The 17,117-nt window shown below is 68.3% G+C and carries 13 protein-coding genes; all 13 read left to right on the top strand.

All coding sequences use genetic code 11. The features are described from left to right. Nucleotides 1-404 precede the first annotated feature (404 nt). Nucleotides 405-854: a hypothetical protein gene (locus NFU04_RS13650; protein WP_251310001.1), complete on the top strand. Its 450-nt coding sequence runs from the start codon at nt 405-407 to the stop codon at nt 852-854. An 18-nt stretch (nt 855-872) separates the two neighbouring features. After that, the gene (locus NFU04_RS13645) at nt 873-3,935 is read left to right on the top strand and encodes a virulence factor SrfB (RefSeq protein ID WP_251310000.1); all 3,063 of its coding nucleotides are present in this window, start codon (nt 873-875) and stop codon (nt 3,933-3,935) included. After that, the gene (locus NFU04_RS13640; protein WP_251309999.1) at nt 3,932-6,658 is read left to right on the top strand and encodes a putative virulence factor; all 2,727 of its coding nucleotides are present in this window, start codon (nt 3,932-3,934) and stop codon (nt 6,656-6,658) included. Before NFU04_RS13645 ends, NFU04_RS13640 begins: the two co-directional genes overlap by 4 nt. After that, a complete protein-coding gene (locus tag NFU04_RS13635; protein ID WP_251309998.1) occupies nt 6,651-7,802 on the top strand; it encodes a hypothetical protein in 1,152 nt (383 codons plus the stop codon). Before NFU04_RS13640 ends, NFU04_RS13635 begins: the two co-directional genes overlap by 8 nt. Then, nucleotides 7,799-9,772 carry a vWA domain-containing protein gene (locus tag NFU04_RS13630; RefSeq protein WP_251309997.1) on the top strand — a complete coding sequence of 658 codons (1,974 nt, stop codon included), beginning with the start codon at nt 7,799-7,801 and terminating at the stop codon, nt 9,770-9,772. Before NFU04_RS13635 ends, NFU04_RS13630 begins: the two co-directional genes overlap by 4 nt. Nucleotides 9,773-9,777: 5 nt before the next feature. After that, on the top strand, nt 9,778-10,476 hold the full coding sequence (locus NFU04_RS13625) for an ABC transporter ATP-binding protein (protein ID WP_251309996.1): 699 nt from the start codon (nt 9,778-9,780) through the stop codon (nt 10,474-10,476). Next, nucleotides 10,460-11,701 carry an ABC transporter permease gene (locus tag NFU04_RS13620; RefSeq protein WP_251309995.1) on the top strand — a complete coding sequence of 414 codons (1,242 nt, stop codon included), beginning with the start codon at nt 10,460-10,462 and terminating at the stop codon, nt 11,699-11,701. The genes NFU04_RS13625 and NFU04_RS13620 overlap by 17 nt, the downstream gene beginning before the upstream one ends. Further along, complete coding sequence (locus tag NFU04_RS13615) at nt 11,691-13,238, top strand: formylglycine-generating enzyme family protein (protein WP_251309994.1); 1,548 nt, start codon at nt 11,691-11,693, stop codon at nt 13,236-13,238. The genes NFU04_RS13620 and NFU04_RS13615 overlap by 11 nt, the downstream gene beginning before the upstream one ends. 30 nt (nt 13,239-13,268) lie before the next feature. Then, nucleotides 13,269-14,003: a hypothetical protein gene (locus NFU04_RS13610; RefSeq protein ID WP_251309993.1), complete on the top strand. Its 735-nt coding sequence runs from the start codon at nt 13,269-13,271 to the stop codon at nt 14,001-14,003. Nucleotides 14,004-14,013: 10 nt separating this feature from the next. After that, complete coding sequence (locus NFU04_RS13605) at nt 14,014-14,514, top strand: hypothetical protein (protein ID WP_251309992.1); 501 nt, start codon at nt 14,014-14,016, stop codon at nt 14,512-14,514. A 36-nt stretch (nt 14,515-14,550) separates the two neighbouring features. Then, nucleotides 14,551-15,825, top strand: a complete 1,275-nt coding sequence (locus NFU04_RS13600) for a VWA domain-containing protein (RefSeq protein ID WP_251309991.1) — start codon at nt 14,551-14,553, stop codon at nt 15,823-15,825. A 275-nt stretch (nt 15,826-16,100) separates the two neighbouring features. Further along, nucleotides 16,101-16,454 carry a hypothetical protein gene (locus NFU04_RS13595; RefSeq protein WP_251309990.1) on the top strand — a complete coding sequence of 118 codons (354 nt, stop codon included), beginning with the start codon at nt 16,101-16,103 and terminating at the stop codon, nt 16,452-16,454. 34 nt (nt 16,455-16,488) lie between these two features. Then, nucleotides 16,489-16,959, top strand: coding sequence for a DUF4234 domain-containing protein (locus tag NFU04_RS13590; protein ID WP_251309989.1), 471 nt, complete (start codon nt 16,489-16,491; stop codon nt 16,957-16,959). The last annotated feature ends 158 nt before the right edge of the window (nt 16,960-17,117 follow it).

The raw sequence follows: 17,117 nt of genomic DNA, 5'->3' as shown, positions 1-17,117 counted from the left end.
CCCTGCTGCTGTTCGGACTCAGGGCCTGCACCTCGGTGGGCGCCCCGAGCCTCGGCGCACTCTCCCCGGCCCCCGGCTCCCCCGGTGTCACCTTCCCCCGATCGCTTTGGCAAGGTTGGGATTTCTGGCCCTTCCATCGGGCTGACGGTGGCTCGGTCGCGCTGCCCGACCCGGCGCCTGCGGGCATCGAGGGCGGCCCATCGGCCCCGGCCGTCGTCGGTATCACGCCCACCATCGGCACCCCGGCCCTGCCGTCACCTGATGCCGCCCTCCCCGACGCAGCGCTTCCCGAAACCGGCCTGCCGGCCGTGCCGCCCCCGACTGCCGAGCCTTCGGCCGAGGGGCCGACCGCCGGGGGCATGCCGGCCACGCCCTCGCCGTCGGAAGCCAGTGCGCCGGCCGAGATGCCGTCTCCTACGGAGATGCCGCCGGAGGGCCTGATTCCACCCCCCGATATACCGGAGATGGCGCCGGGCGCCCTGGAGCCGCTGACCCTGCCGCCCGACGCCCCCGACGGCAAGGCCGAGTTTCTCGATGGCAACTGGCGCGGCGCCGGGGTCATGGACAGCCAGAGCGGCCGCCCCCTGCGGGTGAGCTACGCCTTCGATCAGGGAGACGGGGTGATGTATATCCAGCGCGGCGGCAGCACCGGCATGACCTGTGCCGGGCCGGTGTCGGCCGTCATGCAGGACGGCCGGCTGCAGATGGAGGCCCGGGAACGGGCCCGCTGCGAGGATGGCAGCCACTACGAGATGCCCCGTGTGGAGTGCCGGCAGGCCGCCGAAGAAACGGCCGGCTGCGCCGCCAGCTACGACGACGAGTCTTTCCCCATGCAGTTGCGGAAAGCCAGCTAACAGGACGGTTACCCGATCATGTTGCCAGAAATCATCCAGTTCGAAGAGGTGGCCACCCTGGTCAGCCACTCCGGCGTTCAGTTCATGGACTTCGGCCTGACGCTCGATCCGCGCCGGGAGCCCGCGGGCGAATTCAAGTACCTGGCCAATGCCGACAAGATGCCGACCCGCCTGCTGGTCAACCAGGAAAGCGGCGACCTCTTTCATGTCATCGAAAGGGATGGCGCCAGCGACAAGATCGAGACGGTCAGGGAGCCGGACTTCGATGTCCCCATGGCCACCAGCCTCGAGCAGTTGAATGGGGCCTGGCTGCCCATTCCCTTCCTGCGCTTTCGCCCCCCCAGCAAGTTCGACCAGGGGCCCGCCAACTGGGCGCGCCTGCGCCTGGTCGCGCTGGAGGAGCCGGATCTCGACGGCCACACCCACCGCCTGACCCTGGCCTTCGACACCCGCACCCTGCCGCATCGCGACAACACGGCCTACCTCTGTCCCAGCGATGACGATATCAACGCCGGGGCCAACTTCCGCCTGGCCACCATGACCATCGACATGCGCTGGTTCATGGATCAGGCCTGGGTCAAGGAGTGGCTCGAAGAGCTGTTCCGCGATGCCAACCCGGGGCTGGACAGCCAGGAGATGAACGACGCCCTGGAGGAGCGCCTGCCTCAGGCCCACTACCTCAATGTGCTGAGCCTGCTGCACCGGCCCATCAAGGCGGAACACCGCGACCCCAGGCCGCGGGTCGAGATTCCCGACCTCAAGGTGATCGCCCAGGGCGAAGGCGCCATCCCCGTGGACCTGGTGCTGGACGTGGGCAACTCGCGCACCTGCGGCATCCTGATCGAGGATCATGGCCAATCGGGCATGGGCCTGACGCACAACTATGTGCTCGAGCTGCGCGACCTGGTCGACCCGGAGCGGGTGTATCGCGAGCCCTTCGAGAGCCGCGTCGAGTTCTCCCAAACCTTCTTCGGCAAGGACCACCTGTCGGTCAAGAGCGGCCGTCCCGACGCCTTCCTGTGGCCGACCATCGCCCGGGTCGGTGTCGAGGCGGGGCGCCTGGCCGGCCGCCGCCGGGGCACCGAGGGCTCCACGGGCCTCTCCAGCCCCAAGCGCTACCTGTGGGACGAGGAGCTGTATCGTCATGGCTGGCGCTTCAACAGCGCCTATGTGCGGACCGATACCGAACCCCACGCCACCGCCGCGCCCTTCTCGCACCTGATCAACGAGCTGGGCGATGCGCTCTACGCCCTGCCCGAGGAAGCGCAGATGCCGGTCTTCAAGCCGCACTACTCGCGCAGCTCGCTGATGACCTTCATGCTGGCCGAGGTGCTCGCCCAGGCGCTGATGCAGACCAACAGCCCCGCCCAGCGGGTGCGCCAGGGGCACACCAACCGCCCGCGCCAGTTACGCTCGATCACCCTCACGGTCCCCCCCGCCATGCCCCAGGCGGAGCGCAGCCTGCTGGTCTCGCGCCTGGAGCAGACGGTGGCCCTGGTATGGAAGAGCCTGGGCTGGCACGACGATGTGGAAGAGAGCGACCCCTTCACCGCCGGCGCCGACACCCTGCGCGTGCCCATGCCGACGCTGCGGGTGGAGTGGGACGAGGCCTCCTGCGGGCAACTGGTCTACCTCTATACCGAGATCAAGGAGAACTTCGCCGGCCACCCCGAGGAGTTCTTCGATACCCTGGCACGCCCCGGCAAGCCGAACCGGGAGCGCATCAGCCTGGCCACCATCGATATCGGCGGTGGCACCACCGACCTGGTGATCACCGACTACTACCTGGATCGCAACGGCGTCAGCAGCAGCGGCAGCAACGTCTTCGTGGTACCGGAGCAGCGCTTCCGCGACGGCTTCCGGGTCGCCGGCGACGATATCCTCCTCGACGTCATCCAGCTGTTCGTGCTGCCCAGTTTCGAGGCGGCGCTCAAGCGGGCCGGCGTGGCCGCCCCCGAGGCGATGATGTCGCGGCTGTGTGGCCAGGAGGGCGCCAACGCCCAGGAGCAGGTGCTGCGCCAGCAGCTCAACCTGCAGCTCTTCACGCCGCTGGGGCTGGCCCTGCTCGAGGCCTATGAGGCCTTCGATCCCGAGCGGCCCTGTGGCCCCGAGACGCTGACCTACGGCGAGCGCCTGGGCACTCGCGCCGTCAGCGACTCGGTGCGCCGCTACGTGGAAGGGGCCCTGCGCCGCGAGCTGGGCCCGGAGCTGACATTCGATCTGCTCGATATTCCGCTCACCATCGATCTGCTCGACGTGCACCGCGCCTTCCTCAAGGATCGCTTCAATATCTGCAAGACCCTGGCATCGCTGTGCGAAGTGGTCTTCCAGTATCAGTGCGACACCCTGCTGATCACCGGCCGACCGTCGCGCCTGCCCGGCATCCAGGCCTACCTGCGCAAGATGCTGCCGCTGCCCCCGGGCCGCATCCTGCCGCTGCAGGGCTACCGCACCGGCAGCTGGTACCCCTTCCATCGCAACGGCCGCATCGACGACCCCAAGAGCACCGCCTCGGTGGGCGCCATGCTCTGTCTGCTGTGCGCCCAGCGCAACCTCTCCAACTTCTTCTTCCGCGCCGCCGCCCTGCGCCCCTACTCGACCATCCGGCATATCGGCCTGATCGACAACAACAACACCATCCCCGATGCCGACGTGACCTATCGCGATATCGCCACCACCGAGGACGGTACCGCCATCGTGCTGCCGGAGGACGAGAACGGCGACACCCCCGCCATCGAGATGCGCGGCCCGCTGCGCATCGGCTTTCGCCAGCTGGCGGCACAGCGCTGGACGGCCTCGCCGCTCTATGTCCTCGACTTCACCGCCTCGGGGGCCAGGAAGCTCGGCGAGGCGGAAGCCAAGGGGCAGGTGGCACCGGTGCTCAAGGTGCGGCTGAGCGTGGACGAGCGAGCCGGCAAGGGCAGCCTGATCAGCGATCGGCTGAAGGTCGCCAGCGTGGAAACCGACGACGGCGCCAACTTCACGGCCCGAGACCTGAAGCTGCAGCTCAATACCCTTATCGACGCCGGCCTGGGCGATACCAACTACTGGCTGGACAGCGGGAGCGTGAAGCGGACATGAACCAGTTGACACCCGAACAACAGCGACTCAGCGCCGGCTGGCAAGCCTTTCATCGGGGCGCCGGGGCGGCCCTGGAGTGGATCGAGACGGTGCGCGACAGCGCCCCCAGCCTGGACAGCGAGGCCGACCAGTTGAGCCTCGAGTTCTACCGTGGCCGCAACCTGGCTCAGAACCTGGCCCGCGCCGCCACCACGCCCATGACGGTGGGCTTCTTCGGCCTCTCCCAGGCGGGCAAGTCCTACCTGATCTCGGCGCTGGCCGCCGGCGAGAATGGCAAGCTGGAGACGCACTACGGCCCGGCGCGCCTCGACTTTATCGAGCACGTCAACCCGGTCGGCGGCGGCAAGGAAGCCACCGGCCTGGTCACCCGCTTCAGCCGCAGCGCCCGCTCCGGTCCCGCGGAGTTCCCCGTCGAGCTCAAGCTGTTCCGCGAGGTCGAGGTCGCCAAGGTGCTGGCCAATGCCTGGTTCAACGACTTCGACCACGAACGCGAAGACGCCTACGAGATCGACGAAAGCAAGGTGGCGGCCGCGCTGGCCCCTTACGAGGGCGACTACAGCGGGGCGCCGCAGCCGGGCATGACGGCGGAGAGCGTCGTGGAGCTCTGGGACTACCTGCACGCCAGCTTCCCGAAGTCGGTCGCCAAGCTCAATGCCCGCTACTGGCCACGCGTGATCCAGCTGGCCCCGCGCCTCAACGGCCACCAGCGGGCGGAGCTGTTTTCCCTGTTGTGGGGCGAGCAACCCGAGCTGACCCAACTGTATCGCCAGTTGGCCCAGTCGCTGGGCGCCCTGGGGCATGCCTCACGGGTCTATGCGCCGCTGCGCTGCCTGGTGGTTCGCGACGGCGACGGCTTCAGTCAGCGCGACAGCATCATGAACGTGGACATCCTCGAGCGCCTGGGCACCGCCCGGGATCAGCCCCTGGACGTCTGCCCCGTCGAGGGTGACGAGCCCGGCGCCCCGGTCGGCCTGCCGGTGGCGCAACTGGCCGCCCTCACCGCCGAGCTGACCTTCCCGCTGGTGGAACCGACCCGCGACCCGCGCGTCGAGCGAGTCGACCTGCTCGACTTTCCCGGCTACCGCGGCCGCCTCAGCCTGCGCCAGATCGGCGAGCCCGGCAGCCAGGAGGGGCTCTCCCAGCTGCTGCTGCGCGGCAAGGTCGCCTATCTGTTCGAGCGCTACACCGACAGCCAGGAAATGAACGGCCTGGTGGTATGCACCAGCGCCAGCAAGCAGAGCGACGTGACCAGCGTCGGCCCGGTGCTGACCCGCTGGATCGAGAAGACCCAGGGGGAAACCGCCGCCGAGCGGGGCCGTCGCGACCCGGGGCTGATCTGGGCGCTGACCATGTTCGACATGCGCATCACCGGGGCCCTGCAGCAGCCCGACGGCCAGCTCCGCGACGGCTGGGAAGGCCTGATCAAGATGACCATGCTCGAGCGCTTCGGCGGCTACCCCTGGATGCAGGAGTGGGCCCCCGGCCAGGCCTTCGACAACACCTACCTGGTGCGCAAGCCACGCCTGCCGGTGCCCTTCCTGATCAACGAGGACGCACGCGAGGCCGCCATCCGCGAGGATGCCGCGGACGCCCTGGCGCGCATGCAGGCGACCTTCGTGGAGAGCCCCTCGGTACTCAGGCACGTCGGCCAGCCGGCCGATGCCTGGCAGGCCATGCTGACCCTGGACGACGGCGGCATGGCCCGGATCGGCGACTACCTGGGGCGTATCGCCGGGCTCGACTACAAGCTGGGGCGCATCGCCGGCCAGCTCGAGAACACCCGGCGCAGCCTGATCGAGGAGCGCCTGGCCCGCTGGCACTTCGGTGACGCCGATGGCGAGGTCGCCGAGAAACGCGACACCGCGGCCCGCTTCTGGAAGGAGCTGCAGACGCGCCTGCCGTCCCTCGGTGAACTCCACTACCGGCTGGAGCTGCCGGAGGAGACGGTGCGCGACCTCTACCTCAGCGACAGCGAAGACAGCCTGGCCCCCGATGCCGCGGGCGACGAGGCGAGCGCCCCCAGTGATGACGGCGGACTCTACGGCAGCAGCGGCTTCGGCCTGGAAGGCGGCTTCGGCGACCTGCCCTTCGGTGACGGCCCCGGCGAGGCGGCCTCCCCTGCCGCCGAGGCGTCCGGGGCCCCGGTACTGCAGAGCGCCGACCACCGCTTCGCCCGGGCCGTCTATCACGCCTGGGTCGGCCATATGCGCGACCTGCCCCAGCGCCAGGGGCTGCTGCGCATGCTGGGCCTGGAGCGCGAGCTGGTGCAACGGCTGACCGACGAGCTGATCACCGGCGCCAGCCGGCTGCGCGTGCAGGAGCGGCTGTACGAGGCGCTGGTCAAGCGCGTGCAGAGCGGCGCCCGCCGCGACCGCCTGGCGTCGCGTCAGGTCCTGGCCGCCCAGCTGGTGCTGCGCGACTTTATCGCCTGGCTCGGCTTCCACTATCAGCCGATCGAACGGCGCCCGGTCAGCTTCGTCGGCGCCAAGACCCAGCTGTTCGGCTACGAGCGGCACCAGCTGTCGAGTACCGACCATCCCCACCTGCCCGACCAGCCGGTCAACCAGGCCCTGGTCTATCTCGGCGACTGGCTCTCCGCGCTCTGCCTGCTGACCCAGGAGAACGCCGGCCATAGCGGCGGGCGCGAAATCACCATCGAACAGAACGAACGTCTCGGCGAGGTGCTGGAGATGTTTACCGCCAGGGAGACCGCCCATGCGTAAGGTAGAGCTGCGACCGCTGGACACCAATCAGCCCGGCCACGGCCAGCTGGTGATCATCGGCTGGCAGGGGGCCAGCGAGGGCCTGTCGGTGGATATCCAGCGCAATCAGGACGAATACTTCCTGCAGGACGACGGAGAGTGGCGCAGCAATGCCTTCCGCTTCCACCTGCCGACACTGAGCCCCACCGCCGAGGGGCATCTCGCGGCGATGGTCGACCAGCGGCTCGTCGACCCGCTGCTGGAAAACCCCCACGCCACCAACATGGCCAGGTTCTACGGGCCGGACGGCACCCAGGTCGGCATGGCGCGCCTGCGCCTGGGCCAGGGCCTATTGGCGTCGGGCGCCAGCGGTAGCGCCTCGACGCCGGCGGCCAGCGCCGCGCTCACTCCCCCGGCGCCGCCCGAGCCACCCGCCGACGCGCCCGCCCCCGAGCCGGAACCGATACCGGAACCGGTCAGCGAAGCGCCGGCCCCCGAGCCAGAGCCTGAGCCGATCACGCAAGCGCCCGAGCCGGCGCCGACCGGCACCAACAAGCGTGGGTTGTGGATCCTGCTCGCCGTGGTGCTGCTCGCCGCGCTTATCGGCGCCGCCGCCTGGTTCGGCCTCTCCCTAAGCGACCGGGAGGGTGCTCCCGGCGCCGACGACGTCGCCATCGAGGAGCCCCTGGACGAGCCCGAGGCCACACCCGCGGAAGCGTCGCTGCCCGAGGAGCCCACCCCCGACGAGACCAGTGAGGCAAGTACTCTCGAGACACCGGCGCCCGAGGAGCCCGCCCCCATCGAGAGTGCCGCCGTGGCCGCGCCCTGCTCCCTGCAACGCATGGGCGAGGCGGGCGAGCTGACGTTTATCCAGGGGTGTACCGGCGCCGGTAACGAGGGCGGCGATATGCTGGCGGTGATCACCGAGGCCAGGGACAACGGCCACTGCGGTATCGCCCGGCGCCTCTACGCTCACCAGGCCCTGAACGGCGATGCCGCCGCCGCGCTGGCCTATGCCCGCGAGTTCGATCCGGCCGGGCATGCGCCCAGCGCCTGTTTCCCGGAGGCGGACGCGGAAACCGCCCTCTTCTGGTACGAAACCGCCCTCGGGCTCGACCCCGACAACGCCGAGGCCGGTCAGCGCCTCGAGGAGCTGCAGGGATGATGCGACGCCTACGCCTGTTGAGCCTGGCCCTCGGCCTGCCAGTGGCGGCGGCCGCCACGGCGGCAAGCGCCGAGGTCCGCCCGCTGCTCCAGGAGGGCAAGCAGACCCTCCATCAGCGCGTCCTGACCACCCCCGGCTGCCGCCTCAATGATCGGGCCGGCGCCGAGGGTGGCGAGCCGCAGCCGGCCTTTAGCCGCTTCTATGTCTATCAACGCAGCGAACAGGACGGCGAGGAGTGGCTGGAGGTCGGCCCCGACAGCTACGGCACCATCAGCGGTTGGCTGCCGGCCTCCTGCACCGTGGACTGGGAGATGCAGCTGACGCTGGCATTCACCAACCCGGCCAACCGCGACCGCCTGATGTTCTTCGACGACCGCGATGGCCTGATGACGATCTTCGACGACTTCGAGCCCTCCGGCCAGGTCGCCCCGCTGCGTGCCCGGCTGCGCCGGGATGGCGAGGCGCCGGGCATCGTCGCCCAGGAACCGGAGTACTTCGTCGATCTGCACGAGCAGTTCTACCTGCTGCCGATCCTCGAGGGCGAGGAGATCATGACCGAGGCGGGCTTCAGGACCCGCCTGTTGCGGGTCGCCTCGGTCAGCGAGGCCGACGAAGCGCAGGCTCAGGATACCCCGGATGACGTCTCCGCCCAGCTACGCGAATTCAGCGCCGGGGTGGTCTTCGTCATCGACTCCACCGTCTCCATGGGCCCCTATATCGAGCGTACCCGCGAGGCGGTCGAGCGCATCTACCGGCGTATCGAGCAGGAGCGGCTCACCGAGCGCGTCCGCTTCGGCCTGGTCTCCTTTCGCGACAGCGTCGAGCATGCCCCCGGCACCGAGTACGTGACGCGCCTGTACGCCGACCCCAGCGAGGTCGAGGACGGCAACGACTTCATGACCCGGGTGGCCGACCTGAGGGAAGCCCAGGCCTCCACCCTGGGCTGGGAAGAGGATGCCTACGCCGGCGTGATGCAGGCCATCGACCAGGTCGAGTGGAGCAACTTCGGCGCCCGCTATATCGTGCTGATCACCGACGCCAGTGCCGTCGAGGGCAACGGCGAGCGCTCCTCCACCGGGCTCGATGCCGATCAGGTCCGCCTGGAAGCCGCCCGCCAGGGCATCGCCGTCTACACCCTGCACCTCAAGACCCCCGCCGGCGAGCGGCGCGGCGACCACGCGGTGGCCGAGGGACAGTACAGCAACCTCTCCACCTTCGCCGGCACCGGCACCTCGCTCTACTATCCGGTGAATACCGGCGACGTGGCGCTGTTCGGCCAGCGCGTCGACGCCCTGGCGTCGGCCATCACCGACCAGGTGCATGCCGCCTACCTGGGCGAGGAAGCCATCGGCAGCGCCCTGCATGCCGAGGAGGCCGCCCAGGATGATCCCGGGCAGCAACGCCTGCAGAGCGACCTGGAGCTGATCGGCCATGCCATGCGCCTGGCCTACCTGGGCCAGGCCACCGGCAGCCAGGCTCCCCCGGTCTTCGAGGCCTGGATCAGCGACCGCGACCTGATCGCCCAGCATGTCCCGACCACCGAGGTGCGGGTGCTGCTCACCAAGGGCCAGCTAAGCGACCTCAGCGACGTGGTCGGCGAGATCCTCGATGCCGCCAATGCCGGGCTGATCTCCCCCACCGACATGTTCGAGCGCCTGCGCTCGGTGGCCGCCGCCATGGGCGCCGACCCCAACCAGTTACAGCAGCACGAGGGGCAGCGCCTGGGCGAGCTGGGGCTGATGAGCGAATACCTCGAGGACCTGCCCTATCAGAGCGAGGTGCTCAACCTCGACGAGCAGACCTGGCTGAGCTGGGATGGCCTGCAGCAGGAGCGCTTTATCCGTCGCCTGGCCACCAAGCTGCGCCACTACCGCCGCTACAACGAGGACGTGGATCGCTGGGTGGCCCTCGCCGACGGCGCCGACCCCCGCGAGGACGTCTATCCCGTGCCGCTGGAGATGATGCCCTGACCGCCATGCTGTCGCTCGAAGGACTCCATATCAGCCGCGGCCGGGGCGCGGCCGGCCATGAGGTCCGGCTGCCCGAACTGGAGCTGTCCGGCGGCGAGGTACGGGCCGTGGTCGGCCCCAGCGGCTGCGGCAAGAGCACCCTGCTGGAGGCCATCGGCCTGCTGCTGGCCCCCAGGGCCCTGGGGCGCTTTGTCCTGGGGGCCGAGCGCACCGATCTTGCCGCCCTGCTGCGGGGGGGTAACCAGCGGGCGCTGGCCGAGATCCGCGCCCGGGACCTGGGCTTCCTGCTGCAGAGCGGTGGCCTGCTGCCGTTTCTGAGCGTACGCGACAATATCGCCCTGCCCCGCCGCCTGCTGGGATTGCCGCCCCATAGCGAGCGGGTGACCCACGCCTGCGACGTGCTCGGCCTGGCGCCGCTGCTCGACAAGCGCCCGGGGGCGCTGTCCATCGGCGAGCGGCAACGCACCGCCTTCGTGCGCGCCATGGCTCACGAGCCGCGCCTGCTGCTGGCCGACGAGCCCACCGCGGCCCTCGACCCCCGGGCCGGGGAGCGACTCTTCGGGCTGATCGTCTCGCTGGTGCAGGAACTGGAGATGGCCGCTCTGGTGGTCTCCCACGACCTGGCCCTGGTCACCCGCTTCCGGCTGCCCCGGCTGGTCGCCACCCTGACGCCGGGAGGATGTCGCTTTGACCCTGCCGCCTAACGCCATGCCCCGGATGGGTCGTGCCCGGCTGATCCTGCGCCTGGCGCTCCAGGACCTGTGGCACGACCGCTACGTATCGCTGTGCATTGTCGCCGCCCTGGTGGCGGTCATCGCCCCTCTGCTGCTGCTGTTCGGTCTCAAGCATGGGGTCATCAGCCAGCTGCAACGCGAGTTGCTCGACGACCCGCGCAACCTGGAAGTACGCATGCTGACCAGCGGCAGCTATGACGAGGCCTGGCTTAACGAAATACGCGCCCTGCCCGGTGTCGGCTTCGCCATCGGCCAGACCCGCTCGCTGAACACCCAGGCCGATCTGCTGCGCGACCGCCAGCACTTCCTGGAAGGCGTCGAGCTGGTTCCCTCCGCGACCGGCGACCCCCTGCTGGAGGAGGCGGGCGCGGTTCCGCAGGGCGATGGGGTGGTCCTCAGCGAGCCCGCCGCCCGTCGTCTGGGGGTCGCCGTCGGCGACACCCTGACCCTGGCCGCCAGCCGTCGCCTCGATGATCGCCCCGAACGCGGTCGCCTGGAGGTGAGCGTGCTGGGCGTGCTGCCGCCGGCCCGATTCCCGCGCCCCGCGGCCTTTATCGACCTGCCGCTATTGATCGAGCTGGAACGCTTCCGCGATGGCCATCCCAGCCCGCGGCTGGGCGTGGCGCATGGCAATCACCGTGGCGATTACCCGCGGCGCTATGCCCGCGCGCGCATCTTCGCCCGCGATGGCGAGGCCGTGGCCGAGGTGGTCGCGGCACTCGAAGCCCGGCACATCGATACCGCCAGTCGCCTGGCCGAGATCGAGAACCTGCGGGCCATCAACCGCGCGCTGGGGCTGATCTTCGGGGTGATCGCCGCCACCGCGCTGATCGGCTGCCTGGCCTCCATGGCCGGGGCCTTCATGGCCAATATCGATCGCAAGCGCCGCGATTATGCCGTGCTGCGCCTGCTGGGCTTCCAGAAGCCCGAGGTGGCCGCCTATGTGGCCGCCCAGGTCGGCCTGCTGAGCCTGGTCGCCTTCGCCGCCGGGCTGGGGCTGTTCGCGCTCGGCTCCGGCGTCTTCGATCGCGCCCTGGCCAGTAGCCACCTGGCGGCCGGGGTCGTCAGCCATATCACCGTCGTCCACGCCCTGATCGCCCTGAGCCTGACCCTGGCCGTCGCCCTGCTGGTGACCGCCTTGAGCGTCGCCAGGGCCTTCGGCATCCAGCCCGCGGAGAGCCTACGTGAAGCCTGATCGCTACTGCATCGCCCTGGTCGCCGGCCTGAGCCTGGCCACCACCGCTCAGGCCGAGGAGCCCTGGCCCGAGCGGGTCTACAACCCCTCGCCCCTCGAGGACGATGTGATCCTGCCCATGCCCTGCGGCGGCGCCATGGCGTTTCGCCGGGTGCATGTGCCCGTCGACGCCCCCCTGGACGACTTCCCCGTGCGGGTCGGCCAGGACGGCACCGGCTGGGGCTATGTCGAACAGAGTCGTCCGGCCTTTATCTCCGGCAGCTTCGGCGGCGCGGACGCCGGTCCGTCGCGCCACTACCTGCTGGCCAAGTACGAACTGACCGAGCTGCAGTACCAGGCCCTGATGGCCGACGAATGCCCGACGCCCTCCAACCGTCGGCGCCTGCCCAGAGTCGAGCTCAGCTGGTTCGAGGCCATGCGGCTCGGCGACGCCTACAACCTGTGGCTACGCGACCAGGCCCCGGACGCCCTGCCCCGAGAGGATGGCGCCCTGGGCTTCCTGCGCCTGCCCACCGAGGTGGAGTGGGAATTTGCCGCCCGCGGCGGCCTGGAAGTGGGCACCGCCGAGTACCGCGACACCCGCTACCCCATGCCCGAGGGACTCAACGCCCATGAATGGTTCGCCGGGGCCCAATCCTCCAACGGCCGGCTGCAACTGGCGGGCCTGCTGGCCCCCAACCCCCTCGGCCTGCACGACATGCTGGGCAATGCCGCCGAAATGATGTTCGAGCCCTTCCGCCTCAACAAGCTGGACCGCCAGCACGGCCAGGCCGGCGGCTTCGTGGTGCGCGGCGGCAGCTACCTGACCCCCCGCCAAGACCTGCGCAGCGCGCTGCGCGGCGAGGAGCCCTACTACGCGAACGAGGCGCATCACCGCGGCCGCGCCATCGGCCTGCGCCTGGCACTGGTGGCCCCCACCCTGACCTCCCGGGAGCGGATCGCCGCCATCGAGGAGAGCTGGGCGGCGCTGGGCCAGGGCGAGGAGGAGCTCGATGGCTCGCCGGGCACGGTGGCGCAACTCGCCGAACTGGCCTCCGACGTCGAGGACGACGCCCTGCAGGAGCGGCTGCAGTCGCTGGAGCGGCGGCTGCGCGCCAGCAACCAGCGCCAGGAAGAAGCACGCGACCAGGCGATCCGCGCCAGCCTCAACCTCGGCGCCTTCCTGTGCACCAAGCTCGAGGATGACGGCGTCTTCTTCGACTTCCTGGCGGACAACTATCGCCTCAACTGTGAAGGCGAGAACCCGGACGCCAGTTGCGCCATGCGCGAGACACGCCTGGCCGAGCAGGAACGGCGCCTGCAGGGGCTGAGCCGCTACTACGCCAGCAGCCTGGTGGAGTCGGCCACCCTCTACGGCGACGACGCCATTGCCCGGCAGGTCGAGGTCTTCGGCGAGATCCTCTCGCGCAACCCGCAACTGAGCGGGCTCGGCCCCTACCTGCAGACCTACTGGCAGCATCAGCGCCAGTACCTGGAAGACCAGCGCATCACCGCCGAGGCCTGGCTGGAGAGCTGCAAGGCCATGGCGAATTCATAACCATCCACCCATCACGCAAGGGAACCGACCATGACACCGACCCTGCCCGCCCCCTTCAAGCGACTGCTGCTCGGCTCCGCCGTGGCCGGCGCACTGTTCCTGACGGGCTGCGCCAGCACCGGCAGCAGCATGCTGGGCGCCAGCTCCTCCGCCGACCCGCGCCTGACCCAGGGCAATGATGCCGAGTTCTTCAGCAAGTCCGGCCTCCAGGCCTGCGCGGCCGGCGCCGCCGTCGGCATTGCGGCCTGCATGCTCAGCGGTAGCAGTGACCGCACCACCTGCGCCATCGTGGCGGGCATCGGGGCCTGTGGGGTCGCCCTGGGCGCCAACTACTACCTCGACCAGCGCCGCAGCGAATACGCCTCCACCACCGAGCGTCTCGCGGTGATGAGCCAGGACATCCAGGAAGACACCCAGCGAGTCATCGCTCGCACCGACACCGCGCGCCGGGTCATGGCCGACGACCGCGCCCGCATCCAGCGCCTGGAGCAGGAGATCGCCGAGCAGCGCGTCGATCACCAGGCCGCCGAGCGCGAACTCGCCGCCATCGATGACAACATCGATATCCTGCGCCGCGACCTGAACAATATGCGCCGCACCGTGAGCGAGTACGAGGAAGTGGCCCAACTGGAGCGCCAGCAAGCCGGCCCCACCGAGGTCGCCCGGGTCGAACAGGAGATCGAGGTCATGAACCAGCGGGTGCTGGCCCTGCAGCAGGAGGTCGACGACCTCTACACCATGCGTTCCGCGATCACCCTAGGCTAAGGAGAGCCGCATGACACCCCGCCTTCTCATCGCCGTGGGCGGCCTGGCACTACTCGCCGGCTGCGCCACCACGCCCGAGGCCTGCGATCCCTACCAGCGCGACGCCAGCCTGCTCACCAAGCTCTCCTGCGATGCCGGCGGCGGCTACCGGGCGCGTGTCGATGCCGGCGAGCGGCAGGTCGAGCTCGACCGCGAGGAGAACGCCCTGTTCCGCGAGATCCACCGTCAGATCGCCGAACAGCAGCGTGCCACCCGCAACGCGCTGCGCGTCACCCATCGCCAGCATCACGAACTCGAGCGCAACGTTCAGGCGCTGGTCACCCGTCTGCAACGGCGCTCCCAGGAGCGACTGGGACTGCAACACCGGCTCAACGAGCTGGAGCATCAACTGGCCGAGACGCCCGCACCCTCGAGCGGCGAGGCCGATGTCCTGGCCGAGCGTGAGGCGCGTCTCGAGGCGCTCCAGCAGCAGGTCGATCGCCTGCAGCAGAGCCTGGGCTATGGCCCATGATCTCGTTCGACCCCCAGGCCGCCAGGGAGGGCCGCCATGCAGCGCCTCTTGCGCGATGAAGGGTACGCCCTCGTCGACCCCGAGCTACCGCGGCGCCAACAGGCGCTGATCCACCGCCACTGCCCGCCGAGCATCGGCAACCTCTTCGCGCTGCCGCGCAAAGGGCGCGACGGTGGCCTGGAGTGGTGGAGCGAACTGCCCGGCCAGCCATGCCCCGTCACGGCGCTCTCCGCGGCGGAGCAGGCTCGGCTAATGGAGCGGCTGAGTCAGCGCCTGGCGGCGCTGGGCAGCCTGATCGATGAACTGGAGCGGCGTGGTGATCCCGCCGCCCAGGCGCTGCGGGACCTGCCGACCCAAGCCGCCGAGGCAAACCTCTACTCGGTAGGCGGCGACCCGGTAGTGATCCGCTGGGCTTCGCTCAGGGAGATCGCCACGCCGCCCCCGGCGGCTCACCAGGCGACGCCCACCGCGCCACCGCCTCCCCAGGCGCCGGCCCAACGGCGACGCTGGCTGCTGGTGCCCGTGATGCTGCCGGTGCTGCTCGTCGGCATGGCCTTGCTCGGTGTGTGGCTCGCCCTGCACCACTGGGGGCCGATCTCGCTGCCCTGGCCGAGCCGCGCCGACGAGGTAATGCCCATGGCCTGCCGAGGCGACGATGCCCCGCCCCCGCAATTCGTCACCATCTTCGACACCTCCGGCTCGATGAACCTGCATATCGGCGCCTCCCTCGAGGACGAACGCTGGTTTTTCGACATGAGTGACAGGCAGCGCGAACGGTATGCCAAGACGCCCCGGGTACGGCAACTCTTCGCCGGCCCTTCCCGGCTGGAGATCGCCAAGCCGGCCTTTGCCGAGCTGGTGAGGGCCATCGACCCGGAAATCGATATCGGCCTGGTGACCTACCGGGGCTGCATGGCCCCGCGAGTCCACGGCACGTTTGCCGCGGATGAACGGCCACGCCTGATGCAGGGCGTCAACGAGCTGATCGCCAACGATGGCACTCCCCTCGGCGACAGCCTGCGGCGAGCCGCGCAACTGGTCGATGGTCAGGAACGCGACGCCGTGATTCTCGCCTTCGTCGATGGTGCCGATGGCTGCGGCCGAGACCAATGCGCCATCGCGCAGGAGATCGCCCGGCAACAGCCTCGTCTGCGGATCAATGTCATGGACATCTCGAACAGCGGCCAGTCCGACTGCATCGCCGAGGCGACCGGTGGCCGGGTATTCGGCTCACAGGATGCCGATGCCGTGAGCGATATGCTCAAGGATGCCGGCCGGGAGGCATTAAATGCCAGCCACTGCCCCGGATAACTCCCTAAGCATTGTCGAAAAATTCGGACATCTGCATGACATCTACAGCACAGATAATTACCGGAAAGCCATGACAAGAGCTAGCTTTATGGAGGCACGACGTCTCGGCGATTTTGTCAATATACGAGCGACAGGAAAGGGGAGTTGATATAAAAACGCCCTCGACATTTCGGCAATTACAACAATGGAATCGACCATATACCCGGTGTACAATCAAAAAACAACAAGAAAAAGCAATCTCAAAATCATCGAATACGCAGTGAAAAGGGATAAGCATGATGCCCAAAGGGATCTCAATAATTTTCGCCACGGTAGCCATGATCGCCATTTCCGGTTGCTCCAGTAGTGTCCCGAAGTGCGGTGACACAGAGACGACGGACCTGGTCAAGGATATCGCCGACAGGGAGATGGCGAGACAGTATGGGACGGATTTCGCCTCACTCTTCAGCTATTCCGTCGAGTCAGTCAGGACCACCTGGACCGACGAACAGACGGGGGCGCATGAGTGCGCGGCTCAACTGGTCATGTCGGCCAGCAATACCGGTCAGTCGGAAGAAGCGCCCATCACCTATACCGTCGAGGTAACGGATGATGGCGAGGAGTTCTTCGTCAATGTCTATGGGCTGTGATGCCTGACCCCGCCAACAAGGAAGGAAATGTCAAATGAGCACTATCAACGAGCTGAAAGACAACCTGAACACCAAGACCCTGCACCTGGTACTGCTGACCATCGCTACCGGCGGGATCTATCCGCTTTTATGGATCTATAAAAACACCTCGACCATCGAGCGGATCACCAAGAAGAATATCGCCAGTTCAACCTTTATCATCTGGATTGCCGTCTGCGTGGGGCTAGGTAGTGCCCTGGCCGGAAGCGGCGACGTATCCATCGATATGATCGCGGGCCTCTTGACGATTGCCTCTTGGGTGCTCTATATCGTCTGGGCCTTCAAGGCAAGAAAGGCCGTCCAGGAATATGCCCTTCACGAGCATAAAGTCGACCTCAAGACCAACGTCTTCTATACTATTCTGTTTACGCTTTACTACGTCAATTACTGCATCAACGACCTGCCCGAGGCCAAGCGGAAGCAGAATATCCTCGCCGGCAATGACGCCGAGGGCGTCGAAGCCTAACGACAGGGCTTCGACAGGGTTTTGGATAGCCTGACACACCCATTAAGCCCCCTCAACTGGCGGCAGGCCCGGCATATTATCGTGCCGGGCCTGCCCTATTCTTGCCAAATCAATACACGGCTTGCCACCTACCTCGCCAAGGCACCGCCCGCTTACCC

It is taken from the genome of Halomonas sp. NCCP-2165 (genome assembly GCF_023708045.1).
Lineage (GTDB): Bacteria > Pseudomonadota > Gammaproteobacteria > Pseudomonadales > Halomonadaceae > Bisbaumannia > Bisbaumannia pacifica.
The sequence above is the reverse complement of the archived record's forward strand: the minus strand, read 5'-3'. Positions and strand labels throughout refer to the sequence as shown.

Bases quoted from the DNA above. Each gene is read 5' to 3' on its own strand.
- NFU04_RS13605 (WP_251309992.1), top strand. From the start codon at position 14,014: ATGACACCCCGCCTTCTCATCGCCGTGGGCGGCCTGGCACTACTCGCC.
- NFU04_RS13625 (WP_251309996.1), top strand. From the start codon at position 9,778: ATGCTGTCGCTCGAAGGACTCCATATCAGCCGCGGCCGGGGCGCGGCC.
- NFU04_RS13635 (WP_251309998.1), top strand. From the start codon at position 6,651: ATGCGTAAGGTAGAGCTGCGACCGCTGGACACCAATCAGCCCGGCCAC.
- NFU04_RS13640 (WP_251309999.1), top strand. From the start codon at position 3,932: ATGAACCAGTTGACACCCGAACAACAGCGACTCAGCGCCGGCTGGCAA.
- NFU04_RS13600 (WP_251309991.1), top strand. From the start codon at position 14,551: ATGCAGCGCCTCTTGCGCGATGAAGGGTACGCCCTCGTCGACCCCGAG.
- NFU04_RS13650 (WP_251310001.1), top strand. From the start codon at position 405: ATGCCGTCTCCTACGGAGATGCCGCCGGAGGGCCTGATTCCACCCCCC.
- NFU04_RS13645 (WP_251310000.1), top strand. From the start codon at position 873: ATGTTGCCAGAAATCATCCAGTTCGAAGAGGTGGCCACCCTGGTCAGC.
- NFU04_RS13595 (WP_251309990.1), top strand. From the start codon at position 16,101: ATGATGCCCAAAGGGATCTCAATAATTTTCGCCACGGTAGCCATGATC.
- NFU04_RS13590 (WP_251309989.1), top strand. From the start codon at position 16,489: ATGAGCACTATCAACGAGCTGAAAGACAACCTGAACACCAAGACCCTG.
- NFU04_RS13610 (WP_251309993.1), top strand. From the start codon at position 13,269: ATGACACCGACCCTGCCCGCCCCCTTCAAGCGACTGCTGCTCGGCTCC.
- NFU04_RS13630 (WP_251309997.1), top strand. From the start codon at position 7,799: ATGATGCGACGCCTACGCCTGTTGAGCCTGGCCCTCGGCCTGCCAGTG.